The 18,911-nt window shown below is 68.3% G+C and carries 13 protein-coding genes and 1 pseudogene; 10 read left to right on the top strand and 4 right to left on the bottom strand.

From position 1 onward, the window contains the following. Positions 1-4 precede the first annotated feature (4 nt). The 3 genes from Bsp3421_RS13560 (at position 5) to Bsp3421_RS13550 (ending at position 3,503) form a co-directional block, all read left to right on the top strand. Positions 5-499: a CvpA family protein gene (locus tag Bsp3421_RS13560; protein ID WP_273996455.1), complete on the top strand. Its 495-nt coding sequence runs from the start codon at positions 5-7 to the stop codon at positions 497-499. 53 nt (positions 500-552) lie between these two features. Then, a complete protein-coding gene (purF, locus tag Bsp3421_RS13555; RefSeq protein WP_273996454.1) occupies positions 553-2,085 on the top strand; it encodes an amidophosphoribosyltransferase in 1,533 nt (510 codons plus the stop codon). Between the two features lie 227 nt (positions 2,086-2,312). Beyond that, positions 2,313-3,503 carry an O-succinylhomoserine sulfhydrylase gene (locus Bsp3421_RS13550; protein WP_273996453.1) on the top strand — a complete coding sequence of 397 codons (1,191 nt, stop codon included), beginning with the start codon at positions 2,313-2,315 and terminating at the stop codon, positions 3,501-3,503. A 51-nt stretch (positions 3,504-3,554) separates the two neighbouring features. Here Bsp3421_RS13550 and Bsp3421_RS13545 read toward each other — a convergent pair whose 3' ends face one another. The 3 genes from Bsp3421_RS13545 to Bsp3421_RS13535 are packed head-to-tail and all read right to left on the bottom strand — an operon-like array spanning position 3,555 to position 6,631. After that, complete coding sequence (locus Bsp3421_RS13545; RefSeq protein ID WP_273996452.1) at positions 3,555-4,505, bottom strand: NAD-dependent epimerase/dehydratase family protein; 951 nt, start codon at positions 4,503-4,505, stop codon at positions 3,555-3,557. After that, positions 4,492-5,535 (bottom strand): GDP-mannose 4,6-dehydratase, encoded by a 1,044-nt coding sequence (gene gmd / locus Bsp3421_RS13540; protein ID WP_273996451.1) that lies wholly within the window; start codon positions 5,533-5,535, stop codon positions 4,492-4,494. The genes Bsp3421_RS13545 and gmd overlap by 14 nt, the downstream gene beginning before the upstream one ends. A 31-nt stretch (positions 5,536-5,566) precedes the next feature. Beyond that, positions 5,567-6,631, bottom strand: coding sequence for an acyltransferase family protein (locus tag Bsp3421_RS13535; protein ID WP_273996450.1), 1,065 nt, complete (start codon positions 6,629-6,631; stop codon positions 5,567-5,569). A gap of 471 nt (positions 6,632-7,102) precedes the next feature. Between Bsp3421_RS13535 and Bsp3421_RS13530 the strand changes: the two genes are divergently transcribed. From Bsp3421_RS13530 to Bsp3421_RS13515, 4 genes and pseudogenes are all read left to right on the top strand, one after another. After that, positions 7,103-9,220 (top strand): hypothetical protein, encoded by a 2,118-nt coding sequence (locus tag Bsp3421_RS13530; RefSeq protein ID WP_273998394.1) that lies wholly within the window; start codon positions 7,103-7,105, stop codon positions 9,218-9,220. Positions 9,221-9,241: 21 nt separating this feature from the next. After that, positions 9,242-10,708 carry an oligosaccharide flippase family protein gene (locus tag Bsp3421_RS13525; protein WP_273996449.1) on the top strand — a complete coding sequence of 489 codons (1,467 nt, stop codon included), beginning with the start codon at positions 9,242-9,244 and terminating at the stop codon, positions 10,706-10,708. Then, positions 10,705-13,131, top strand: a pseudogene (locus Bsp3421_RS13520) (glycosyltransferase family 4 protein). Before Bsp3421_RS13525 ends, Bsp3421_RS13520 begins: the two are co-directional and overlap by 4 nt. Positions 13,132-13,591: 460 nt before the next feature. Next, complete coding sequence (locus Bsp3421_RS13515; RefSeq protein WP_273998330.1) at positions 13,592-14,854, top strand: IS256 family transposase; 1,263 nt, start codon at positions 13,592-13,594, stop codon at positions 14,852-14,854. Between the two features lie 219 nt (positions 14,855-15,073). Here Bsp3421_RS13515 and Bsp3421_RS13510 read toward each other — a convergent pair whose 3' ends face one another. Beyond that, a complete protein-coding gene (locus tag Bsp3421_RS13510) occupies positions 15,074-16,240 on the bottom strand; it encodes an acyltransferase family protein (protein WP_273996448.1) in 1,167 nt (388 codons plus the stop codon). Between the two features lie 193 nt (positions 16,241-16,433). Here Bsp3421_RS13510 and Bsp3421_RS13505 point away from each other — a divergent pair, with 193 nt between their 5' ends. The 3 genes from Bsp3421_RS13505 (at position 16,434) to Bsp3421_RS13495 (ending at position 18,605) form a co-directional block, all read left to right on the top strand. Then, a complete protein-coding gene (locus Bsp3421_RS13505; protein WP_273996447.1) occupies positions 16,434-16,577 on the top strand; it encodes a hypothetical protein in 144 nt (47 codons plus the stop codon). A gap of 219 nt (positions 16,578-16,796) precedes the next feature. After that, a complete protein-coding gene (gene galU / locus Bsp3421_RS13500; RefSeq protein ID WP_273996446.1) occupies positions 16,797-17,684 on the top strand; it encodes a UTP--glucose-1-phosphate uridylyltransferase GalU in 888 nt (295 codons plus the stop codon). Between the two features lie 477 nt (positions 17,685-18,161). Beyond that, entirely contained in the window at positions 18,162-18,605 is a 444-nt protein-coding gene (locus Bsp3421_RS13495) for an HU family DNA-binding protein (RefSeq protein WP_252983550.1), read from the top strand. Positions 18,606-18,911 lie beyond the last annotated feature (306 nt).

The following is an 18,911-nucleotide window of genomic DNA, read 5'->3' as shown; positions in this document are numbered from 1 at the left end:
CGCGATGCTGACTGCGTTCGACTATGCCGTCCTGGCGGTGATTGGCCTGTCCGCGCTGCGCGGCGCGTGGCGGGGTTTCGTTTCGGAAGTATTCGGGCTGATCGGCTGGATCGCGGCTTTTTTTATCGCATGCCGCTTTGTCGGCCTCGTGGTGCCCTATATTCCAGCTAACTGGCCGGGCGGCGCGTTGACCCAGTGGGTGATCGCCTTTGCGCTGCTCGTGATCGGCGTGGTGCTGGTGGCGGGCGTGGCCAATGCGCTGCTGTCGCGGATCGCGCAGGCGAGCGGCCTGGGCGGCGTCGACCGCTCGCTCGGCATGATGTTCGGCCTCGTGCGCGGCGTGCTGCTGGTGCTGCTGCTGGTCGCGGCGGCGGGCCTGACCGAATTGCCGAAACAGGATTTCTGGCGCGACGCGCTGTTGCGTCCCTTCGCCGAACAGGGTGTGCGCGAGCTGAAGCCGCTGCTGCCCGACGGACTGGCCGCGTACATACATCTGTAAGTGCGCGCACGACCGGGACCGAACCGATTTTGCATCCTTGAAGGACACATGCCATGTGCGGCATCGTAGGCGTTATCTCTCAATCCCCGGTCAATCAGCTGATCTATGACAGCCTGCTGCTGCTGCAGCATCGCGGTCAGGACGCGGCGGGCATCGCGACCGTGGACGGCAGCAACTTCCACATGCACAAGGCGAACGGCATGGTGCGCGACGTGTTCCGCACGCGCAACATGCGCAGTCTGCCGGGCACCCTGGGTATCGGCCAGGTGCGTTATCCGACGGCCGGGTCGGCGACGAGCGAAGCCGAGGCGCAACCGTTCTACGTGAACGCGCCGTTCGGCATCGTGCTCGCGCACAACGGCAATCTCACCAATTGGCAGCAGTTGAAGGACGAAATGTTCCGGATCGACCGCCGCCACATCAACACCAATTCCGACAGCGAAGTGCTGCTCAACGTGCTCGCGCACGAGCTGCAGCTCGCCACCTCGGGCCTCGAGCTCGATCCGGACGCGCTGTTCAAGGCGGTGTCGGGCGTGCATCGCCGGGTGCGCGGCTCGTATGCGATCGTGTCGCTGATCGCCGGCTACGGGCTGCTCGCGTTCCGCGACGCCTATGGCATCCGTCCGCTGTGCATCGGCAAGCAGGAAACCGCGCACGGCACCGAGTGGATCATCGCGTCGGAATCGGTCGCGGTCGAGGGCATCGGTTTCGAATTCGTGCGCGACGTGCAGCCGGGCGAGGCGGTCTTCATCGACCGGGACGGCAACTTCCACAGCCGCCAGTGCGCCGAGGCGCCGAGCCTGAATCCGTGCATGTTCGAATACGTGTACCTCGCGCGGCCGGATTCGTGCCTCGACGGCGTGCCCGTCTACAACGTGCGCCTGCGCATGGGCGACTACCTGGCCGAGAAGATCAGGCGCGAGCTGCCGAACGTGCCGATCGACGTCGTGATGCCGATTCCCGACTCGTCGCGGCCGGCCGCGATGCAGGTCGCCGCGAAGCTCGGCGTCGAGTATCGCGAGGGCTTCTTCAAGAACCGCTACGTCGGCCGCACTTTCATCATGCCGGGCCAGGCGGTGCGCAAGAAGTCGGTGCGCCAGAAGCTCAACGCGATGAGCATCGAGTTCAAGGACAAGCATGTGCTGATCGTCGACGATTCGATCGTGCGCGGCACCACCTCGCACGAGATCGTGCAGATGGCGCGCGACGCGGGCGCGAAGTCGGTGATCTTCGCGTCGGCCGCGCCGCCCGTGAAATTCCCGAACGTCTACGGGATCGACATGCCGACGCGCGGCGAGCTGGTCGCGCACGGCCGCAGCGACGAAGAGGTCGCGAAGATCATCGGCGCGGACTACCTGATCTACCAGGACGTCGGCGATCTGCGCCGCGCGGTGCGCGACATCAACCCGGCGCTCGACCATTTCGAGGCGTCGTGCTTCGACGGCGACTACATCACCGGCGACATCACGCCCGAGTACCTCGACATGATCGAGCGCGCGCGCCTCACGCCCGCGTCGCAGGCCGACCGCGACGCCAACGGCGACACGGTCCGCTCGCAAATGAACCTCCAGCTGTCGGTGGAGTGAGCGGCGCGCACCTGATCCGACAGGCGTGATACGATGCAGGCTTGCGTCGATTTGATATCAGCTTGCGGACGCGGGGCAACCCAAAACAGCTAAAGCGAAGGCCGGTACAGTCGCCGTCCCGAGTCGAACGCTGCCGCCGCCCCCAGAAGCCCGCTGATGCCGATGCATGAGCGGGCTTTTTTGTTGCCTCCACGCCCGGAAGGCGATTGGATACGGATGAACGGAACATGGACGATTCACTGAATTTCGACACGCTGGCCGTGCGCGCCGGCACGCTGCGCAGCGAATTCAACGAGCACTCGGAAGCGCTGTACCTTACGTCGAGCTTCTGTTTCTCGAGCGCGGCCGACGCGGCCGAGCGCTTCAAGAATTCCGAGGACTATTACACCTACTCGCGTTTCACGAACCCGACCGTCACGATGTTCCAGGATCGTCTCGCGGCGCTCGAGGGCGGCGAGGCGTGCATCGCGACCGCGTCCGGGATGGCCGCGATCCTGTCGGTGGTGATGGCCGCGCTGCAGGCGGGCGATCACATCGTCAGCTCGCGCAGCCTGTTCGGCTCGACGCTCGGGATGTTCTCGCAGATTTTCAGCCGCTTCGGCATCGAGACGACCTTCGTCGATCCGACCGACCTCGACGCGTGGCGCGCCGCGGTGCAGCCGCAGACCAAGCTGTTCTTCCTCGAGACGCCGTCCAATCCGCTCACCGAACTGGCCGACATCGAGGCGATCGGCGCGATCGCGAAGGGCGCGAACGCGCTGTTCGTGGTCGACAATTGTTTCTGCAGCCCGGTGCTGCAACAGCCGCTCAAGCTCGGCGCGGACGTCGTGATGCATTCGGCGACCAAGTTCCTCGACGGCCAGGGCCGCGTGCTCGGCGGCGCGCTGGTCGGCTCGCGCGCGTTCATCATGGAGAAGGTGTTCCCATTCGTGCGCAGCGCAGGGCCGACCTTGTCGGCGTTCAACGCCTGGGTGCTGCTCAAGGGCATGGAGACGCTGTCGCTGCGCGTCGAGCGTCAATCGGCGAGCGCGCTCGAACTGGCGCGCTGGCTCGAACAGCATCCGGCCGTCAAGCGGGTGTTCTATCCGGGCCTCGAATCGCATCCGCAGTACGCGCTCGCGCAGCGTCAGCAGAAGGCGGGGGGCGCGATCTTCTCGTTCGAACTCAAGGGCGACACGCCCGACGCACAGCGCGCGAACGCGTGGCGCGTGATCGACGGCACGCGGATCGTGTCGATCACCGGCAATCTCGGCGATACGCGCACGACCATCACCCATCCCGCCACCACGACTCACAGCCGCGTGACGCCCGAAGCGCGCGCGGCGGCGGGGATCAGCGACGGGCTGATCCGGCTCTCGGTCGGCCTCGAGCACCTGGACGACCTGCGCCGCGACCTCGCGCGCGGGCTCGACGCCTGACGCAGCCGGGCGCCCACCGCTGCCGGCGAGCCGGCAGCGGGCCGCGCAGCGCTAACGAGGCGCGTCGCGCCGCGCGTCGTACATGCGGCGCAGCGTGGTTTCGAGCGGCGTGAGCGGCTGTGGGCCGATCAGCTCGCGCAGTTTCGCGCGCGACCCCACCAGCTGCCTGACCTCGTTGTCGCGCACGAGCGCCGGGTCGACCCGCACGTCGATCACGTAGCCGGCGATCCGCGCGAGCATCGCCAGCACCTCCTTCAGCGAATACGCGCGCTCCGAACAGACGTTGAACAGCTGTCCGGCGCTGGCGCTCGCATGCTCGATGAGCCGCACATAGGCATCGGCGACGTCGCCGACATCGGAGAAGTCGCGGCTCACGTCCAGATTGCCGAGCGTGATGCGGGCGTCGCCGCGCGCGTAGTGCGCGACGAGCTTGGGCAGCAGGTACGCATCGCTCTGGCCGACGCCGGTGTAGTTGAACGGGCGCGCGATCACGATCGGCAGTGCGTCGCTCCAGAGGCGCGCCGCGTATTCCATCGCGAGCTTGCTGACCGCGTAATCGTTGGCCGGTTGGGGCGGCGTACTTTCATCGAGCCGGTCCCGCCGCGTATTGCCGTAGACGTTCGCGCTGCTCGCGAGCAGCACCGCGCGCGGGCGCGTGGCGAGGCTCGCGAGCGCGGCGAGCAGGTTGCGCGTGCCGACCACGTTGACGAGATAGAGCGCGCGCGGGTCGCTGTGCGCGACGTGCGCGCACGCGGCCAGATGCACCACGACCTCCGGCTGCGCGTCCGCCACCGCGGCCTGCAGCGCGTCGAGATCGAGCAGGTCGGCGAAGCGGTGCGGATGGCGGTGCAACAGCGGATCGTCCAGATGCGTGCTGCCGGGCGCGACCATGCCCCACACCGCGTAGCCGGCCGCTTCGAGGCGCGCGGCGAGATGGCGGCCCGTGAAGCCGGCGAGGCCGGTCACGAGCGCGCGGCGCGCGCCGCCCTCAATACGATTCATGGCGCTGGTTCCGGGCCAGATCCGCGTCGACCATCATCCGGCACAGCTGTTCGAGCGTGGTGTCCGGCTGCCAGCCGAGCTGGTCGCGCGCCTTGTCCGCGCAGCCGATCAGCAGGTCCACCTCGGCCGGCCGGTAGAACTTCGGATTCACGGTGACCAGCACGCGCCCCGTCGCCACGTCGAGGCCGCGTTCGCGCTCCCCGCTGCCAGTCCATTCGAGCTGGTAGCCGGCCGCCGCGAACGCCATTCCCACGAAATCCCGCACGGTCTCGGTGCGCTGCGTGGCGAGCACGTAGGTGTCGGGCGTCTCCGCCTGCAGCATGCGCCACATGCCTTCGACGTATTCGCGCGCGTAACCCCAGTCTCGCTTGGCATCGAGATTGCCGAGTTCAAGCACCTGGGCCTGACCAAGACGGATCTTCGCGACGGTGTCGGTGATCTTGCGGGTGACGAATTCGCGGCCGCGCAGCGGCGATTCGTGGTTGAACAGAATGCCGCTGCAACCGAACAGGCCGTATGACTCGCGATAGTTGACCGTGGTCCAGTGTGCGAACAGCTTGGCGATTCCGTAAGGACTGCGTGGATAGAACGCGGTCCGCTCGGTCTGCGGAATCGCCTGGACCTTGCCGAACATTTCCGAAGTGGATGCCTGGTAGAAGCGCGTGCGCGGACTCACCACCCGGATCGCCTCGAGCAGGTTCAGCGTGCCGAGGCCGGTGACGTCGGCGGTGGTCCTGGGTTGATCGAACGAGACACCGACGAAGCTCTGCGCGGCGAGGTTGTACAACTCGTCGGCCTGCGCGGCTTCGAGCAGGCGCAGGCTCGAACCGGGGTCGGTGAGGTCGTGCTCGACCAGCGTGAGGCGCGGATGCTCGGCGACGCCCAGCTCGGCGATGCGCCAGAAGTTCACGGAACTCGTGCGGCGATAGGTGCCGGTCACCGCGTAACCCTTGTCGAGCAGCAGTTGCGTCAGATAGGCGCCATCCTGTCCCGATACTCCGGTGATGATCGCTTTGCGCGCGTGGGTCATGGCGGTTTCCTCGTCGAGTGATGGGAGTGCGTCAGGCGCGCGTGCCGGCGGCGTCCGGCAGGGAGGCAGGCGGCGCGCCGCGCGTGAGGCGGCGCTCGAAGGCGTGCCAGCTCAGGCTCGCGTAGCCGAGTGTGATGCCCAGCGCGAGCGCTGCGCTCAGGTAGCGGTTCAGCGGCAGCGTCCAGACCACGTACAGCACGCTCAGGTGAATCAGGTAGACCGTGTAGCTGACGGCGCCGAGATAGACGAGCGCCGGCTGCGTCAGCACGCGTTGCACGAGCCCGCGGCCGCGCAGCGCGATCACGACGAGCGAGGTGCACAGCAGCAGCGACACGCTGTACAGCGTCGCATTCGACAGTGGCGTGTTGGCCGCGCGAAAGCGCGGATAGGCGAGGTGCAGCCCTGCAAGCAGCGCGAGCGCGACGCAGGCGAGCGCGAACGCGGGACGGTAGAACCGCGCGAGCAACTGCCGGTCGTGCCGTTGCGCGAGCGCGAGCAGCGCGCCGGCCGCGAGCAGGTCCATGCGGAACGGCGTCAGGTAGTAGATCGGCCAGTACGAAGCGAACCAGGGCGTCGCCGCGGCGCGCAGCAGCGGCGCGGCGATGACGAGCCCGACGGCGACCCGTGCGAGCGCGCGCGGCGAGCAGGCGAGCACGACGAACGGCCAGAACAGATAGAACTGTTCCTCGACCGCGAGCGACCACAGCACGTTGAGGCTGTCGTGACCGATGCTGCCGAGCGACAGGCCGATGTTGGTCGAGAAGAACGCGTACCACGGCCAGTGCGCGAGCCAGTCGACGCCGAACAGCAGCGACGACACCGCGAGCAGCAGCAGATAGGGCGGCAGGATCCGCCGCGCGCGGCGCGCGTAGAAGTGGCCGAAGTACGGGAGCCCGCGCGCCTTGCGATCGAGCAGGATGCCGGTGATCAGGAAGCCGCTGAGGACGAAGAACAGGTCGACGCCGATCCACAGCGGCGCTTTCAGCGCATGCTGGCAGAACACCGCGAGCACCGCGAACGCGCGCAGGCCGTCGAGTTGCGTGATGCGGCCGGATTGCCGGGCGGGCGGGGCGAGAGGCAAGGGGCTGCTGGGCATGGTCGATTCCGTCCGCGGGCGTGAAGGCCGCGTCGCGCGGCCGGTCGGGATGCCGTCGAGGCATCGGGATTCGGCAGTCGGAATCGATTCTAGGAAAAAGAAATCGGCAAAAAAACGCGTGTAAAACGCCTGCAACGTCGCAAAAAATAAACCGGAGCGCGCGCAGTTCCGTTCATTTTCCGTCGGCGCAAGCGCGCCGGCGTCGCGCGCGGTTCCGCGCACGGATCGTTACGGATCACGAACCGGCGCGCGCGCCGATGAACAATATTTGCGGATTTCTTGCGAATATTTTGCCGCTAACCTGCGTCCGATCGTTTGTAACCCCGATCGGCGAGGCGGCCCGACGCGATGGCCGCGCCGTGCCGCGTCCGCGCGGTGCGCGCTTCGCCGATCGTCGACGGCGGAGGCGCATTGCGGCGTTCGATACTGGCTCTCCTGGCGGGTGGCGTCGCGCTGCTCGCGGGCGGCGCGATGGCGGCGGCGCCCGTGCTGCCCGCGACCACGTCCTGGATCGGCAACACCTTCGGCTATGGCGACGGCGCCTGGACCCAGATCGACATCCGCGCGATCGCGGTGACGCCGGACGGCAAGGTCTACACGAACGCGCCCTGGGACGAGAGCGGCGCGGAGGCGAGCGTCTACCAGGACGGCCGGATGCTCGGCTTCGCGGGCGGCACGCACGGCTGGGGCAATACGGGCGGCAGCGCGATCGCGGTCAATCGCCGCTATGCGTACGTCGCGATCGGCGTCGGCAACGAGAAGGGGCATCTCGTGAGCCCCGGGATCTGGCCGTCGAAGGGACGACAGTGGTACGGCATCTCGCGCCGCGCGCTCGGCGACCTGCGCACCGCCGCGCCGTTCCGCGCGGCCGGCGCGTCCGATCCGCGCGCGCGGCTGGCCGCGAGCTTCCTGGTGGTCAACGAGGTGCCCGTCGATACGCGGGCCGAGGTCGCGGGGCTCGCGGCGAGCGAGACGCTGCTGTACGCGAGCGATCCGCTGCATGACAGCGTCGCGGTCTACGACGCCGAGACCATGCAGAAGAAGACCGCCTGGGACGCGCACGAGCCCGGACGGATCGCGCTCGCGGGCGACGGCACGCTGTGGCTGCTCGCCGATACGCTGCACGGCCCGGCGCGGCTCGCGCACGTGCGCCCCGACGGCCGCCTGATCGACGACGCGCCCGCGCTGCCCGACGACGCGCAGGCCGTCGACGTGGCCGTCGATGCGCGCGGCCGCGTGCTCGTGGCCGACAACGGGCCGCGCCAGCAGATCCTGATCTACGCGAAGGCGGGCGAACGCTACGCGCCAGCCGCCACGCTCGGCGCGCGCGGCGGGATTTTCTCGGACTATGCGGGGCGGCCGGGGCCGCAGCGCTTCAACGGGCTGACGGGCGTCGGCGTCGATCGCGCCGGCAACGTCTATGTCGCGATGAACGGCATCGGGCCGCGCCACGACACGATCGGCGCCGGGCTCGGCGCGGCGCTCGAGAGCTACGCGCCCGACGGCCGGCTGCGCTGGCAGGTGCAAGGCCTGTTGTTCGTCGACGGCGCGTGGATGGATCCCGGCCGGCCGAACAGCGTCTATACCGGCAACAAGCGTTTCGATCTCGACTTCTCGCGTCCGCCCGGCAAGGAGTGGACCTACGCGGGCTTCCTGTCGAACCGGTTCCGCTATCCGGACGATCCGGTCTTCCATACCGACCAGTGGCCGGGCATGCCGTTCGCGCGCCGGATCGACGGCCGGACCTTCCTGTACCTGACCGACATGTATGCCGACCACCTGAAGATCTACCGCTTCGATCCGAAGCGGGACGGCGAGACGGCGATTCCGGCCGGCCTGCTCGCGGGGCGCGCGCGGCCCGTCGACGCGGTGCCGAACCGGCCGCCCGGCGGCGACTGGATCTGGCGCGACGCGAACGGCAACGGCCGCTTCGACGACGGCGAGTTCGAGCTGAACACGAGCGGGCGCGGCATGGCGGGCGGCTGGGGCTGGTGGGTCGACACGGCGGGCGACATCTGGCGCACGAGCGACACGCGCGGGATCCATCGCTATCGCTACGGCGGGCTCGATCGCGCGGGCAATCCGATCTACTCGTACGCGAAGCTGACCACGTATCCGACGCCCGCGCCGTTCACCGAGCTGCGGCGCGCGCTGTACGAGCCCGCCACGGACACGCTGTACGTGACCGGCTACACCGCCGACCTGCCGCCGCAGCCCGGCATCACGAAGGAGGTCGGCCGGGTGCTCGTGCGCTTCGACAAATGGTCGACGGGGTCGCCGGTCGCGCGCTACACGCTGCCGCTGCCGTGGCGGCCGGACGCGAAACCGATCCTGACGCTGATCGGCTTGACGGTCGAAGGGCGCTATTTGTTCGCGGTCGAGCCGGTCGGCACCGTGCACGTCTACGACAAGGACAGCGGCAGGGAACTCGGCGTGCTGCGGCCCGGGCCCGAGGTCGGGCGCGCGTCGGGCTGGGTCGACGTGCCGTTCGGCATCAGCGCGTACCGGCGCGACAACGGGGAGTACCTGGTGTTCGTCGAGGAGGACGCGCGCGGCAAGGTGCTCATGTATCGCTGGAGGCCGCAATGAGCGGGAAGGGACGGCGCGCGCATGGATAAGGGGCTGCTCAGGAACGTCGCGATCAATTTCTGCGGGCTGGTGCTGCCGACCTTCGTCTCGCTCGTCACGGTGCCCGCGTACATCCGGGTGCTCGGCGTCGAACGCTATGGCGTGGTGAGCCTCGTCTGGACGCTGATCGGCTATTTCGGCGTGCTCGATCTCGGCATGAGCATGGCCGCGCAAAACCATATCTCGAAGGCGCTCGCGAGCGGCGACGCGCGACAGGGCGCGCAGGTGTTCTGGAGCGCGTGCTGGCTCAATCTCGCGACGGGCGTCGCGGGCGGCGTGCTGATCTATGCGGGCGCGTTCGTCTATACCGCGAGTTTTTCGTCGCTGCCGGCCGGCTTGCGCCACGAGGTGTACGGCGCGCTGCCCTGGCTCGCGTGCGCGATCCCGCTCGCGAACGTCTCGTGGGTATTCGCGGGTGCGATCAATGGCGCCGAACGCTTCGGCGTGTTCAACACGAACCAGACGATCGGGACCTTCCTGTTCCAGCTGCTGCCGCTCGGCGCCGCGTGGCTCGTCGCGCCGACGCTGCCGGTGGTGCTCGCGGCGGCGGTCGGCGCGCGCCTGATCGCGGCGCTGCTGCTCGGCGTCGCGAGCCTGCGCGTGCTCGGCATCCGCCGCGTGGAGCGGCCGCGGCTCGGCGTCGCCAAGGGATTGTTCAGCTTCGGCGGCTGGATGCTGATCGCGAGCACGGCGGGGACGATCGCCGACACGCTCGATCGCGTGATGCTCGGCGCGGCGCTCGGTGCGCGCTACGTCACCTACTACACGGTGCCGCAGAACCTCGTCACGCGCCTGAACATGCTGCCGAACGCGCTGGTGCGCACCCTGTTTCCGCGCCTGTCCGCGCTCGGCCGCGAGCACGCGGACGCGCTCGCGCGCCAGTCGCTCGAATGCCTGAACGCCGCGTTCACGCCGGTCGCGATCGTCGCGGTCTTCGCGCTGGAACCGTTCCTCGCGGTGTGGGTGGGCAGGGACCTCGCGACGCTGTCGGGCCCGGTCGGGCGGCTGCTCGTGATCAGCGTGTGGCTGGTCGGGCAGGCGAGCGTCACGCGGATCCTGATCCAGGCGCAGGTCAATCCGGCGCGCGCCGCCCTGGTCGGGCTCGTCGAACTGCCGTTCTTCATCGCCGCGCTCGCGTACGGAATCCACGCGTTCGGCCTGACGGGCGCAGCGGTGGTCGTGGCCGGGCGCGCGCTGCTCGACTATCTCGCACTGCTGTACCTGTCCGCGATCCGGATGCGATCGATCGTGCTCGACATGGCGGCGCACCTCGCGTTCCTGCTCGCGAGCCTGTATCTCGCGCCCGCGCTGCCCGGCATTCCGGCCGCCGCGATCGGGTGCGCGGCCGTCGCGGCGGCGAACCTGGCGTGGTCGTTCACGACGACGCCCGGCCTGCGCGCGTGGGCGCGCGCGGTGCTCGGGCGTCTCCATTCGAGGAAAAGCGCATGAACCGCGATCTCGCAGCATCCGCGTTGTTTCCGGCCGCGCCCGGGGCCGCCGCGCCCGCCGGCGTCGATGCGCCCGCGCTGCCGCGGACGGCCGAGCGCCCGTTGCGCGTGGCGATCGTGCATGACTGGCTCGTGACCTATGCCGGCGCCGAGCGCGTGCTCGAACAGATCATCGCGTGCTTCCCGAGCGCCGACCTGTTCAGCCTCGTCGATTTCCTCGACGACCGCCGCTGCCTGCGCGGCCGGCCCGTGACCACCTCGTTCATCCAGCGCCTGCCGTTCGCGCGCACCCGCTATCGCAGCTACCTGCCGCTGATGCCGCTCGCGATCGAGCAACTCGACGTATCCGCGTACGACCTCGTGATCTCGAGCAGCCATGCGGTCGCGAAAGGCATCCTGACCGGGCCGGACCAGGTGCATGTGAGCTACGTGCACTCGCCGATCCGCTACGCGTGGGACCTCCAGCACCAGTACCTGGCGCAGTCGCAGCTCACGCGAGGCCTCAAGTCGTACGCCGCGCGGGCGATCCTGCACTACATCCGCAACTGGGACAGCCGGACCGCCAACGCCGTCGACGGGTTCGTCGCGAATTCGGCGTTCATCGCGCGCCGCATCCGCAAGGTTTACCAGCGCGATGCGGCCGTGGTGTTTCCGCCGGTGGATGTCGACGCGTTCTCGCTCCACGCCGACAAGGAGGATTTCTACCTGACTGCGTCGCGGATGGTGCCGTACAAGAAGATCGATCTCATTGTCGAGGCGTTCGCCAGGATGCCCGCGCGCCGGCTGGTCGTGATCGGCGACGGTCCCGAGATGCGGAGGATCCGCGCGAAGGCCGGCGCGAACGTCGAGATCATGGGCTATCAGCCGTTCGCGGTGCTGCACGACCGGATGCGGCGCGCGAAGGCGTTCGTGTTCGCGGCCGAGGAGGATTTCGGGATTTCCGTGGTCGAGGCCCAGGCCTGCGGCACGCCGGTGATCGCGTATGGGAAGGGCGGCGCATTGGAGACCGTGCGCGACGCGGCGTCGGAGCCGCGGCCGACCGGCCTGTTCTTCCCGACCCAGGACCCGGCCGCGATCGCGGCCGCGGTCGAGGCCTTCGAGCGGCACGCGCCGCGTTTCGAGCCGGCGGCCTGCCGGGAGAACGCGGAACGTTTCGCGACCGCCTGTTTCAGGGAGCGCTTCGTCGAGCAGGTCGAGCGCCTCGTGCCGGATGCGCGGCGGCGCGCGCGCCCGCTGCCCGCGCCACGGGGCGCGCCGCCCGGTGGGCCGCGGCCGAGGGTGCTGGTGCTGGATCAGAGCGGCGTGCTGGGCGGCGCGGAGTTGTCGCTGCTCGACGTCGCCGCGAGCCTGGGCGGGGCCGCCGACGTGCTGCTGTTCGACGACGGGCCGTTTCGCGACGCGCTCGCCGAGGCCGGGGTGCGCGTCGAGGTGCTGGCCCGTCCGGCGCTGGCCGGCGCGCGCAAGCAGGGCGGCTTGCCGTGGCGCGCGCTCGGCGCGCTCGCGTCGCTGGTGCGGGCGGTCGCGCGGCGCGCGCGCGATGCGGAGGTGATCTATGCGAATACGCAGCGCGCGATGGTGGTGGGCGCGCTCGCGGCGCGGCTGGCGCGCCGGCCACTCGTCTGGCACGTGCGCGACATCGTCAGCGATGCGCATTTCGGCGCACGCCAGCGGTTTCTGATCCGTCAATGCGCGCGGCGCGGCGTGACGCGGGTGATCGCGAATTCGGCGGCGACCGCACAGGCGTTCCTCGCGCTGACCGGGTTCGACGCCGAGGCGGTGGAGGTCGTGTTCAACGGCATCTCGGCCGAGCCGTTCGTCGCGCTGGAACCGGTGCGACAGGCGGCGCTGCGGGTGCGCTTCGGCTTGCCCGAGGGGGCCTGGCTCGTGGGCTCGTTCAGCCGGCTGGCGCGCTGGAAGGGGCAGCACGTGCTGCTCGAGGCCGCGCGGCTGGATCTTTAGCTGCACGTCGTGCTGGTCGGCGCGCCGCTGTTCGGCGAGGATGCGTATGCGGCGGAACTGGAGGCGTATGTCGCGTGCCACCGGCTCGGTGCGCGCGTGCATTTTCTGGGTTTCCAGCGCGATATCGCCGCGTGCATGAAGGCGGTCGACGTCGTTGCGCATACGTCGATCACGCCGGAGCCGTTCGGGCGCGTGATCGTCGAGGGGATGCTCGCGAAGCGGCCGGTGGTGGCCGCGCGCGCGGGCGGCGTGATGGAGATCGTCGAGGACGGCGTCGACGGCTTGCTGTGCGAGCCGGGCGACGCGGCGGCGCTGGCCGGCGCGCTGGCCGGGCTGCGCCGCGACGCGCGGCTGCGTGAGCGTCTGGTTGAGAACGGCTTCGAGACGGCGCTGCGGCGCTTCGGGCGCGAGGCATATGTCGAGCAGGTCGAGCGGATCCTCGTGGAGACGGCGCGCGGGCAGTGACGGCCTGAAGCGCGCGGGGCGGTGCGTCGTGGGCCGGATAGGGCGAAGGGGCCGTGTTGGCCTCGCGATGCAGGCCGCGCGTGCGGCGCGTGGCTGGCCAGGGGACGATCGATTGGGACGCGGCGTGAGTGGCGCGTTGACGGCTCGCGAAGGGGCGGCGGCGATTTCCCGGGAGGCGGCCTGCGCGATGCAGGGGTAGGGGCGCGTCCGGGTGGTTGATCGAGGGTTTTCGAATCCACTTCCCGAGCCGATCCCTGAGCGATCCCTGAGCGATCCCTGAGCGATCCCTGAGCGATCCCTGGGCGGTTCCTGGGCGGTTCCTGGGCGGTTCCCGGGGCCGATCCCTGGGCGTGGTCCCTGGGCGATCCCTGAGCGATCCCTGGGCGGTTCCCGGGGCCGGACCTGTCCGGGATTTTGTGGGCGGGGCATATCATGAGAGGTAAAAGTCATGGATATGCCGATGCCGAAAAAACGAACAGCCGCTGCGCAGGCGGCGGAGCGGGGCCCGCTGCCGGACCTGCCCAAAGAACTGCTTGACCAGTTGGTTACTGGTCCAATGACGCCAGCCGAGGTGCAGAACCTGATGCTGGCCTTCAACAAGGCACTCATCGAGCGCGCCATGGGTGCTGAGATGAATTTGCACCTGGGTTACCCGTCCGGACAGCCCAAGCCACCTGGACAGGCCAACGAGCGCAACGGTGCCAGCGGCAAGACGGTCATGACGGAGCGCGGCCCGGTCCGGGTCGAAGTGCCTCGTGATCGCGACGGTAGCTTCGAGCCAATCCTGATTCCCAAGCACGAGCGCCGCTTTACCGGTTTCGATGAGCGCATCATCGCGATGTACGCGCGCGGCATGAGCGTACGCGAGATTCAAGCGTTTCTGGCAGAGAGCTACGGTACCGAGGTGTCTCCCGATTTCATCAGTTCGGTAACCGACGAGGTCATGGCCGAGGCTTTCGCCTGGCAAAGCCGGCCGCTCGAAACAATGTATCCGGTGGTGTTCTTCGACGCGCTGCGGGTCAAGATCCGCGATGACGGAATCGTCAGCAACAAGGCCGTGTATCTGGCACTGGGCATCCAGGCTGACGGCCAGCGCGACGTGCTGGGGCTGTGGATCGAGCAGACCGAGGGCGCCAAGTTCTGGCTCAAGGTATTCAATGAACTGAAGGTACGCGGCTGCCAGGATATTCTGATTGCCGTGGTTGACGGTCTGAAAGGACTTCCCGAGGCAATCGGCACGGTTTATCCCCAGACTACCGTGCAGACCTGCATCGTGCATCTGATCCGTAATAGTTTGGAGTTTGCCAGCTACAAGGATCGCAGCGTACTCGCCAGAGCGTTGCGCCCGATCTATGCCGCGGCCAGTGCGCAAGCGGCCCAGCAAGCGCTACAGGATTTCGCCGAGGGTCCATGGGGAAACAAGTATCCGATGATCGTCCAGTGCTGGCAGCGCGCCTGGGAGCACGTCACACCGTTCTTCGTGTTTCCGCCGGACATTCGGCGAGTGGTTTACACCACAAACGCCATTGAGAGTTTGAACATGCAACTGCGCAAGATCATCAAGACCCGCGGTCACTTCCCACACGACGAAGCCGCCGTCAAACTGCTCTGGCTCGCGCTGCGCAACGTGCTGGCCAAGTCGGTACGAACGACCTTCGACTGGAAATCCGCGATGAACCAGTTTGCTATTCTGTTCGGGGAGCGATTTACGCAAGCCCGCTGATCACTGGTTGTTCAACCGCCTCGCCCACAAAAATGCGGACAGGTCCCGGGGCCGATCCCTGGGCGGTCCCCGAGCAATCCCCGAGCAATCCCCGAGCAATCCCCGAGCAATCCCCGAGCAATCCCCGAGCAATCCCCGAGCAATCCCCGAGCAATCCCGAGCAATCCCGAGCAATCCCGAGCAATCCCGAGCAACTTCGCGCGCAATCCGGCGAGGCGCTCACACGGTCATGCGGGACGCCTCCGGCGCGCGGACGCGCCGCGGTTTCAAGCTGGCCGACCAGCGCATCGCGGGCAGTTCGACCGCGCGATAGAACAAATAGGCGAACGGCAGCGCGAGCGCCATCAGGCCGAACGACGGCCAGATCGACAGTTGCGGCGTCGAACGGTACAGCAGCGACGCCATGCAGACGAACAGCGGCAGATGCACGAGATACAGCGAATAGCTGAACGCGCCGCAGCCGGACAGCGCGCGCAGTACCGCGTTGGGACGGGGCGGGTGCGCGAGCGCCGGGTACAGGCAGCACGCGAAGCCGGCCGCCCACAGCTGGAACGCGCCGTACTGACCGTAGCGGAACGCGCCGCAGCCGAGCGCGAGCAGCGCGATGCCCGCGCCGTACCAGCGCGCGGAGGGCCGGCGCCCGGGCGTTCGCGCGCGCGTCTCCGCAATCCACGCGCCGAGCATCCAGGCGAGCCAGTAGGACGTGAAGAACTGCAGGTCATGGCGTTCGAGCCACCACGCCGACGCGACGTTGACGAGCACCACTCCCGCCAGCACGGGCGCGAGGCCGAAGCGGCGGCGCGCGGCGAACACGAGCGGGTAGAGCGCATAGAACTGGACTTCGAGCGACAGGGTCCACAGCGCGCCGTTCGAGCCGTAGGCGGGCCCGGCGACGCCTTGCAGCGACAGCAGGTTGACGGCGAACGCGAGCGGCCCGAGCGCGCGGATCTTGTGGCTGACCGGCTCGTACTGCAGGCTGACGAGATCGAGCGCGAGGGTGACGACGAGCGCGGCGAGCAGCACCGGATAGATGCGGGCGAAGCGGCGCGCCCAGAAATTCGCCGTGTCGAGCCGCCAGGTCGGATCGGCGGCGAGCCGGAGCGCCGCGTTGCGATGAATGCAGTAGCCGCTGATCACGAAGAAGATCGGCACGCCCGCCGAGCCCCAGGCGATAGGAAAGGTCAGGTAGCCGAGCAGCACGTCGGGCCCGATCGCGTGGCCGTGCACCCGATGAAACTGCTGGATGCCGACCCACACGACCTGGCGGCAATGGAAATAGGCGACGAGCAGCGCGGCGAATCCGCGCAGCGCGTCGATCAGGTGCTCCTTCCGGTCGAGGGCGAAGGCATTCGCCCGCGCGAGCGGGGAGAGGGCGGCGACAGACATGCGGTCTCGCTCCTTGCACGAAGAACGGTGTCGATGGGCAGGCCATCGTAATGCGCGAGAAATCGTGCAATGAACGAAAAAAATGCCTCGGCGCGCACGCTGCGCGGCGTGCGGCGGACACCCTGCGCGCCAATTATTTGTCGATTTTTTTCTGATAGCTTGAAGGCTCGCTGATAGACCCAAGGAGCCCACGATGGATATGCATTGGTTGGCGAGTGGCGTCGTTCTGCTCATCCTGGCCGTGCTCTCGGCGTACCGGGACGCGTTGCGCAACGAGCCGATCAGTCGCTTCGATCCGGGTTACGACGGTGCGTCCTATGCCGAGGAGTTCGAATGATCGGCGCGACTCGTGCAGTCCGGTAAATTCTTTGCTTCCCGGCCATTTGATCGGCAAGATCAACCGGATTCAGGCGCGGTCCTGAACGAATGCGAGGATCGACGCGATTCGATGAATGATGGCGTGCGCCGGGCGCGACGATGCGCGGGGCGGCCGGCGTGTGCGTCGGCTGCCGTGCGGCGCGCGGTGCGAGGCCGACAACCGATGCGGAATGCGACCATGCTCAAAGTCACCAAAGCCGTGTTTCCCGTCGCCGGGCTGGGCACGCGGTTCCTGCCCGCCACCAAGGCGAGCCCGAAAGAGATGTTGCCGGTCGTCGACAAGCCGCTGATTCAGTATGCGGTGGAGGAGGCGATCCACGCGGGCATCACCGAGATGATCTTCGTGACCGGGCGCAGCAAGCGCGCGATCGAGGATCATTTCGACAAATCCTACGAGGTCGAGGCGGAACTCGAGGCGCGCGGCAAGGACAAGCTGCTCGATCTCGTGCGCGGCATCAAGCCGAGCCACGTCGATTGCTTCTATGTCCGCCAGCCGGCCGCCCTCGGCCTCGGCCATGCGGTGTTGTGCGCGGAGAAGCTGGTGCACGGCGAGCCGTTCGCGGTGATCCTCGCCGACGACCTGCTGCACGGCGAGCAGCCGGTGCTGCGGCAGCTCGTCGACGTGTTCAACCACTATCACAGCTCGGTGATCGGCGTCGAAACCATCGCGCGCGAGGACAGCCGCGCGTACGGCGTGGTCGAGGGCCGCGAGTGGGAGGAGGACGTGATCAAGCTGTCGGGCATCATCGAGAAGCCGGCGCCCGAGCACGCGCCGTCGAATCTCGGCGTGGTCGGTCGCTACGTGCTGATGCCTAGCATCTTCGAGCACCTGCGCCGGATCCGGCCGGGCGCGGGCGGCGAACTTCAGCTCACCGACGCGCTGCAGTCGCTGTTGACCGAGGAGCAGGTGCTCGCCTACCGCTACTACGGCACGCGCTTCGATTGCGGCAGCAAGATCGGCTACCTGAAGGCCACCGTCGAGCTGGCGCTGCGGCACCCGGAAGTGAGCCGCGATTTCGAGGCGTACCTGCGTACCTGCCTGCCGGCGCTCGCGGCGGTCGCCTAGCATCCCCGTGTTGTCCCGCCGCGAGGCGGCGATGGGCCCGGCCCCGGCGCGTGCGTCGGGGCTGTTTTCTTGGGCGTGGAACCGGTGGACGGCGCGGGGCGGGCGGGTGGTTGGGCCGCCGGTTGCGTCGAGGCGGGCGCGCGAGTGCCGCGTCGCCCGATGCGCGGGCGCCGCGCGCTGCTCGTGTCGACGGTCGTGCGGAGCGACGGCGCGCCGCATGCGTCATGCGCGGCGCGCCGATTTTGCTGCGAGCGGCGCGCGGCGCGCGGCGGACGGCGTGTGCGGTTGCAGTGGAGACGCTGTTTTTACAGGGGTGAAACGGACCGGGAGTGAGTGCCGCGCAACAAAACCTGCGGGAAACCCGGGGATAACACACAAAAGTGCTGCACGAAGCGGCGCGGCGCTTGTAGAATCCGGCCTTGAAGCTTGCGTCGTGCGGGCTTCGTGTATCCAACGACCACACCTGGTAGGAGAAACATGGCGACTTCCGCAAAAAAGGTGGCTAAGAAGGCTGCCGCACCGGCCAAGAAAGTGGCTGCAAAGAAAGCAGCGCCCGCGAAAAAAGTAGTGGCCAAGAAGGCTGTCGCGAAGGCGCCCGCCGCTCTGACGCCGATCAAGGACTCGTTCACCAAGGCCTCGCTCGCAACGCACATCGCGGAACGCGCCGAAGTCGAAGTGAAGGCGGTGAAGGCAGTGCTCGCGGCGCTCGAGAACGTCGTTCTCGGCTCGATCCACAAGAAGGGCGCCGGCGAATTCACGCTGCCGGGTCTTCTGAAGGTCACCGCGCAAGCCGTGGCGGCGAAGAAGAAGCGCTTCGGCAAGGATCCGTTCACGGGTGAAGAGCGCTGGTTCCCGGCCAAGCCGGCAAGCGTTCGCGTGAAGGTTCGTGCGCTGAAGAAGCTGAAGGACGCAGCAGCCTAAGGATTTTGCAGGGGTTGCCGGCTCGTCCGGTCGCTGCCCGCAGTCCGAAAAAATCCCCGCGTGCCGTCGGCGCGCGGGGATTTTTTTATGTGCGCGGCGACGGCGGCGCGCTCATTTTGGGGCAGCGCGGCCGGATCGGCGGCGCGCCGCGCCGGCGCGGCGCACGTGACGGTGGAGCGGCCGCCCGTCAGTGCGGAGGGCGTCCCGGGCGGCAGCGCGCGCGGGCAGGCGCAACGCGCGGAAGGGGGCGCCGCGCGATTGCATGGCGAGTGGAGTGGCTGGCGTCGAGAGGCAGGATTGGCGCGA

This window comes from Burkholderia sp. FERM BP-3421, from assembly GCF_028657905.1.
Lineage (GTDB): Bacteria > Pseudomonadota > Gammaproteobacteria > Burkholderiales > Burkholderiaceae > Burkholderia.
This window is presented reverse-complemented; position numbering and strand designations above follow the sequence as displayed.

Excerpts from the sequence above, each read along its gene's own strand:
- Bsp3421_RS13560 (WP_273996455.1), top strand. The coding sequence starts at position 5 with ATGCTGACTGCGTTCGACTATGCCGTCCTGGCGGTGATTGGCCTGTCC.
- purF (WP_273996454.1), top strand. The coding sequence starts at position 553 with ATGTGCGGCATCGTAGGCGTTATCTCTCAATCCCCGGTCAATCAGCTG.
- Bsp3421_RS13550 (WP_273996453.1), top strand. The coding sequence starts at position 2,313 with ATGGACGATTCACTGAATTTCGACACGCTGGCCGTGCGCGCCGGCACG.
- Bsp3421_RS13545 (WP_273996452.1), bottom strand. The coding sequence starts at position 4,505 with ATGAATCGTATTGAGGGCGGCGCGCGCCGCGCGCTCGTGACCGGCCTC.
- gmd (WP_273996451.1), bottom strand. The coding sequence starts at position 5,535 with ATGACCCACGCGCGCAAAGCGATCATCACCGGAGTATCGGGACAGGAT.
- Bsp3421_RS13535 (WP_273996450.1), bottom strand. The coding sequence starts at position 6,631 with ATGCCCAGCAGCCCCTTGCCTCTCGCCCCGCCCGCCCGGCAATCCGGC.
- Bsp3421_RS13530 (WP_273998394.1), top strand. The coding sequence starts at position 7,103 with ATGGCGGCGGCGCCCGTGCTGCCCGCGACCACGTCCTGGATCGGCAAC.
- Bsp3421_RS13525 (WP_273996449.1), top strand. The coding sequence starts at position 9,242 with ATGGATAAGGGGCTGCTCAGGAACGTCGCGATCAATTTCTGCGGGCTG.
- Bsp3421_RS13515 (WP_273998330.1), top strand. The coding sequence starts at position 13,592 with ATGCCGAAAAAACGAACAGCCGCTGCGCAGGCGGCGGAGCGGGGCCCG.
- Bsp3421_RS13510 (WP_273996448.1), bottom strand. The coding sequence starts at position 16,240 with ATGTCTGTCGCCGCCCTCTCCCCGCTCGCGCGGGCGAATGCCTTCGCC.
- Bsp3421_RS13505 (WP_273996447.1), top strand. The coding sequence starts at position 16,434 with ATGGATATGCATTGGTTGGCGAGTGGCGTCGTTCTGCTCATCCTGGCC.
- galU (WP_273996446.1), top strand. The coding sequence starts at position 16,797 with ATGCTCAAAGTCACCAAAGCCGTGTTTCCCGTCGCCGGGCTGGGCACG.
- Bsp3421_RS13495 (WP_252983550.1), top strand. The coding sequence starts at position 18,162 with ATGGCGACTTCCGCAAAAAAGGTGGCTAAGAAGGCTGCCGCACCGGCC.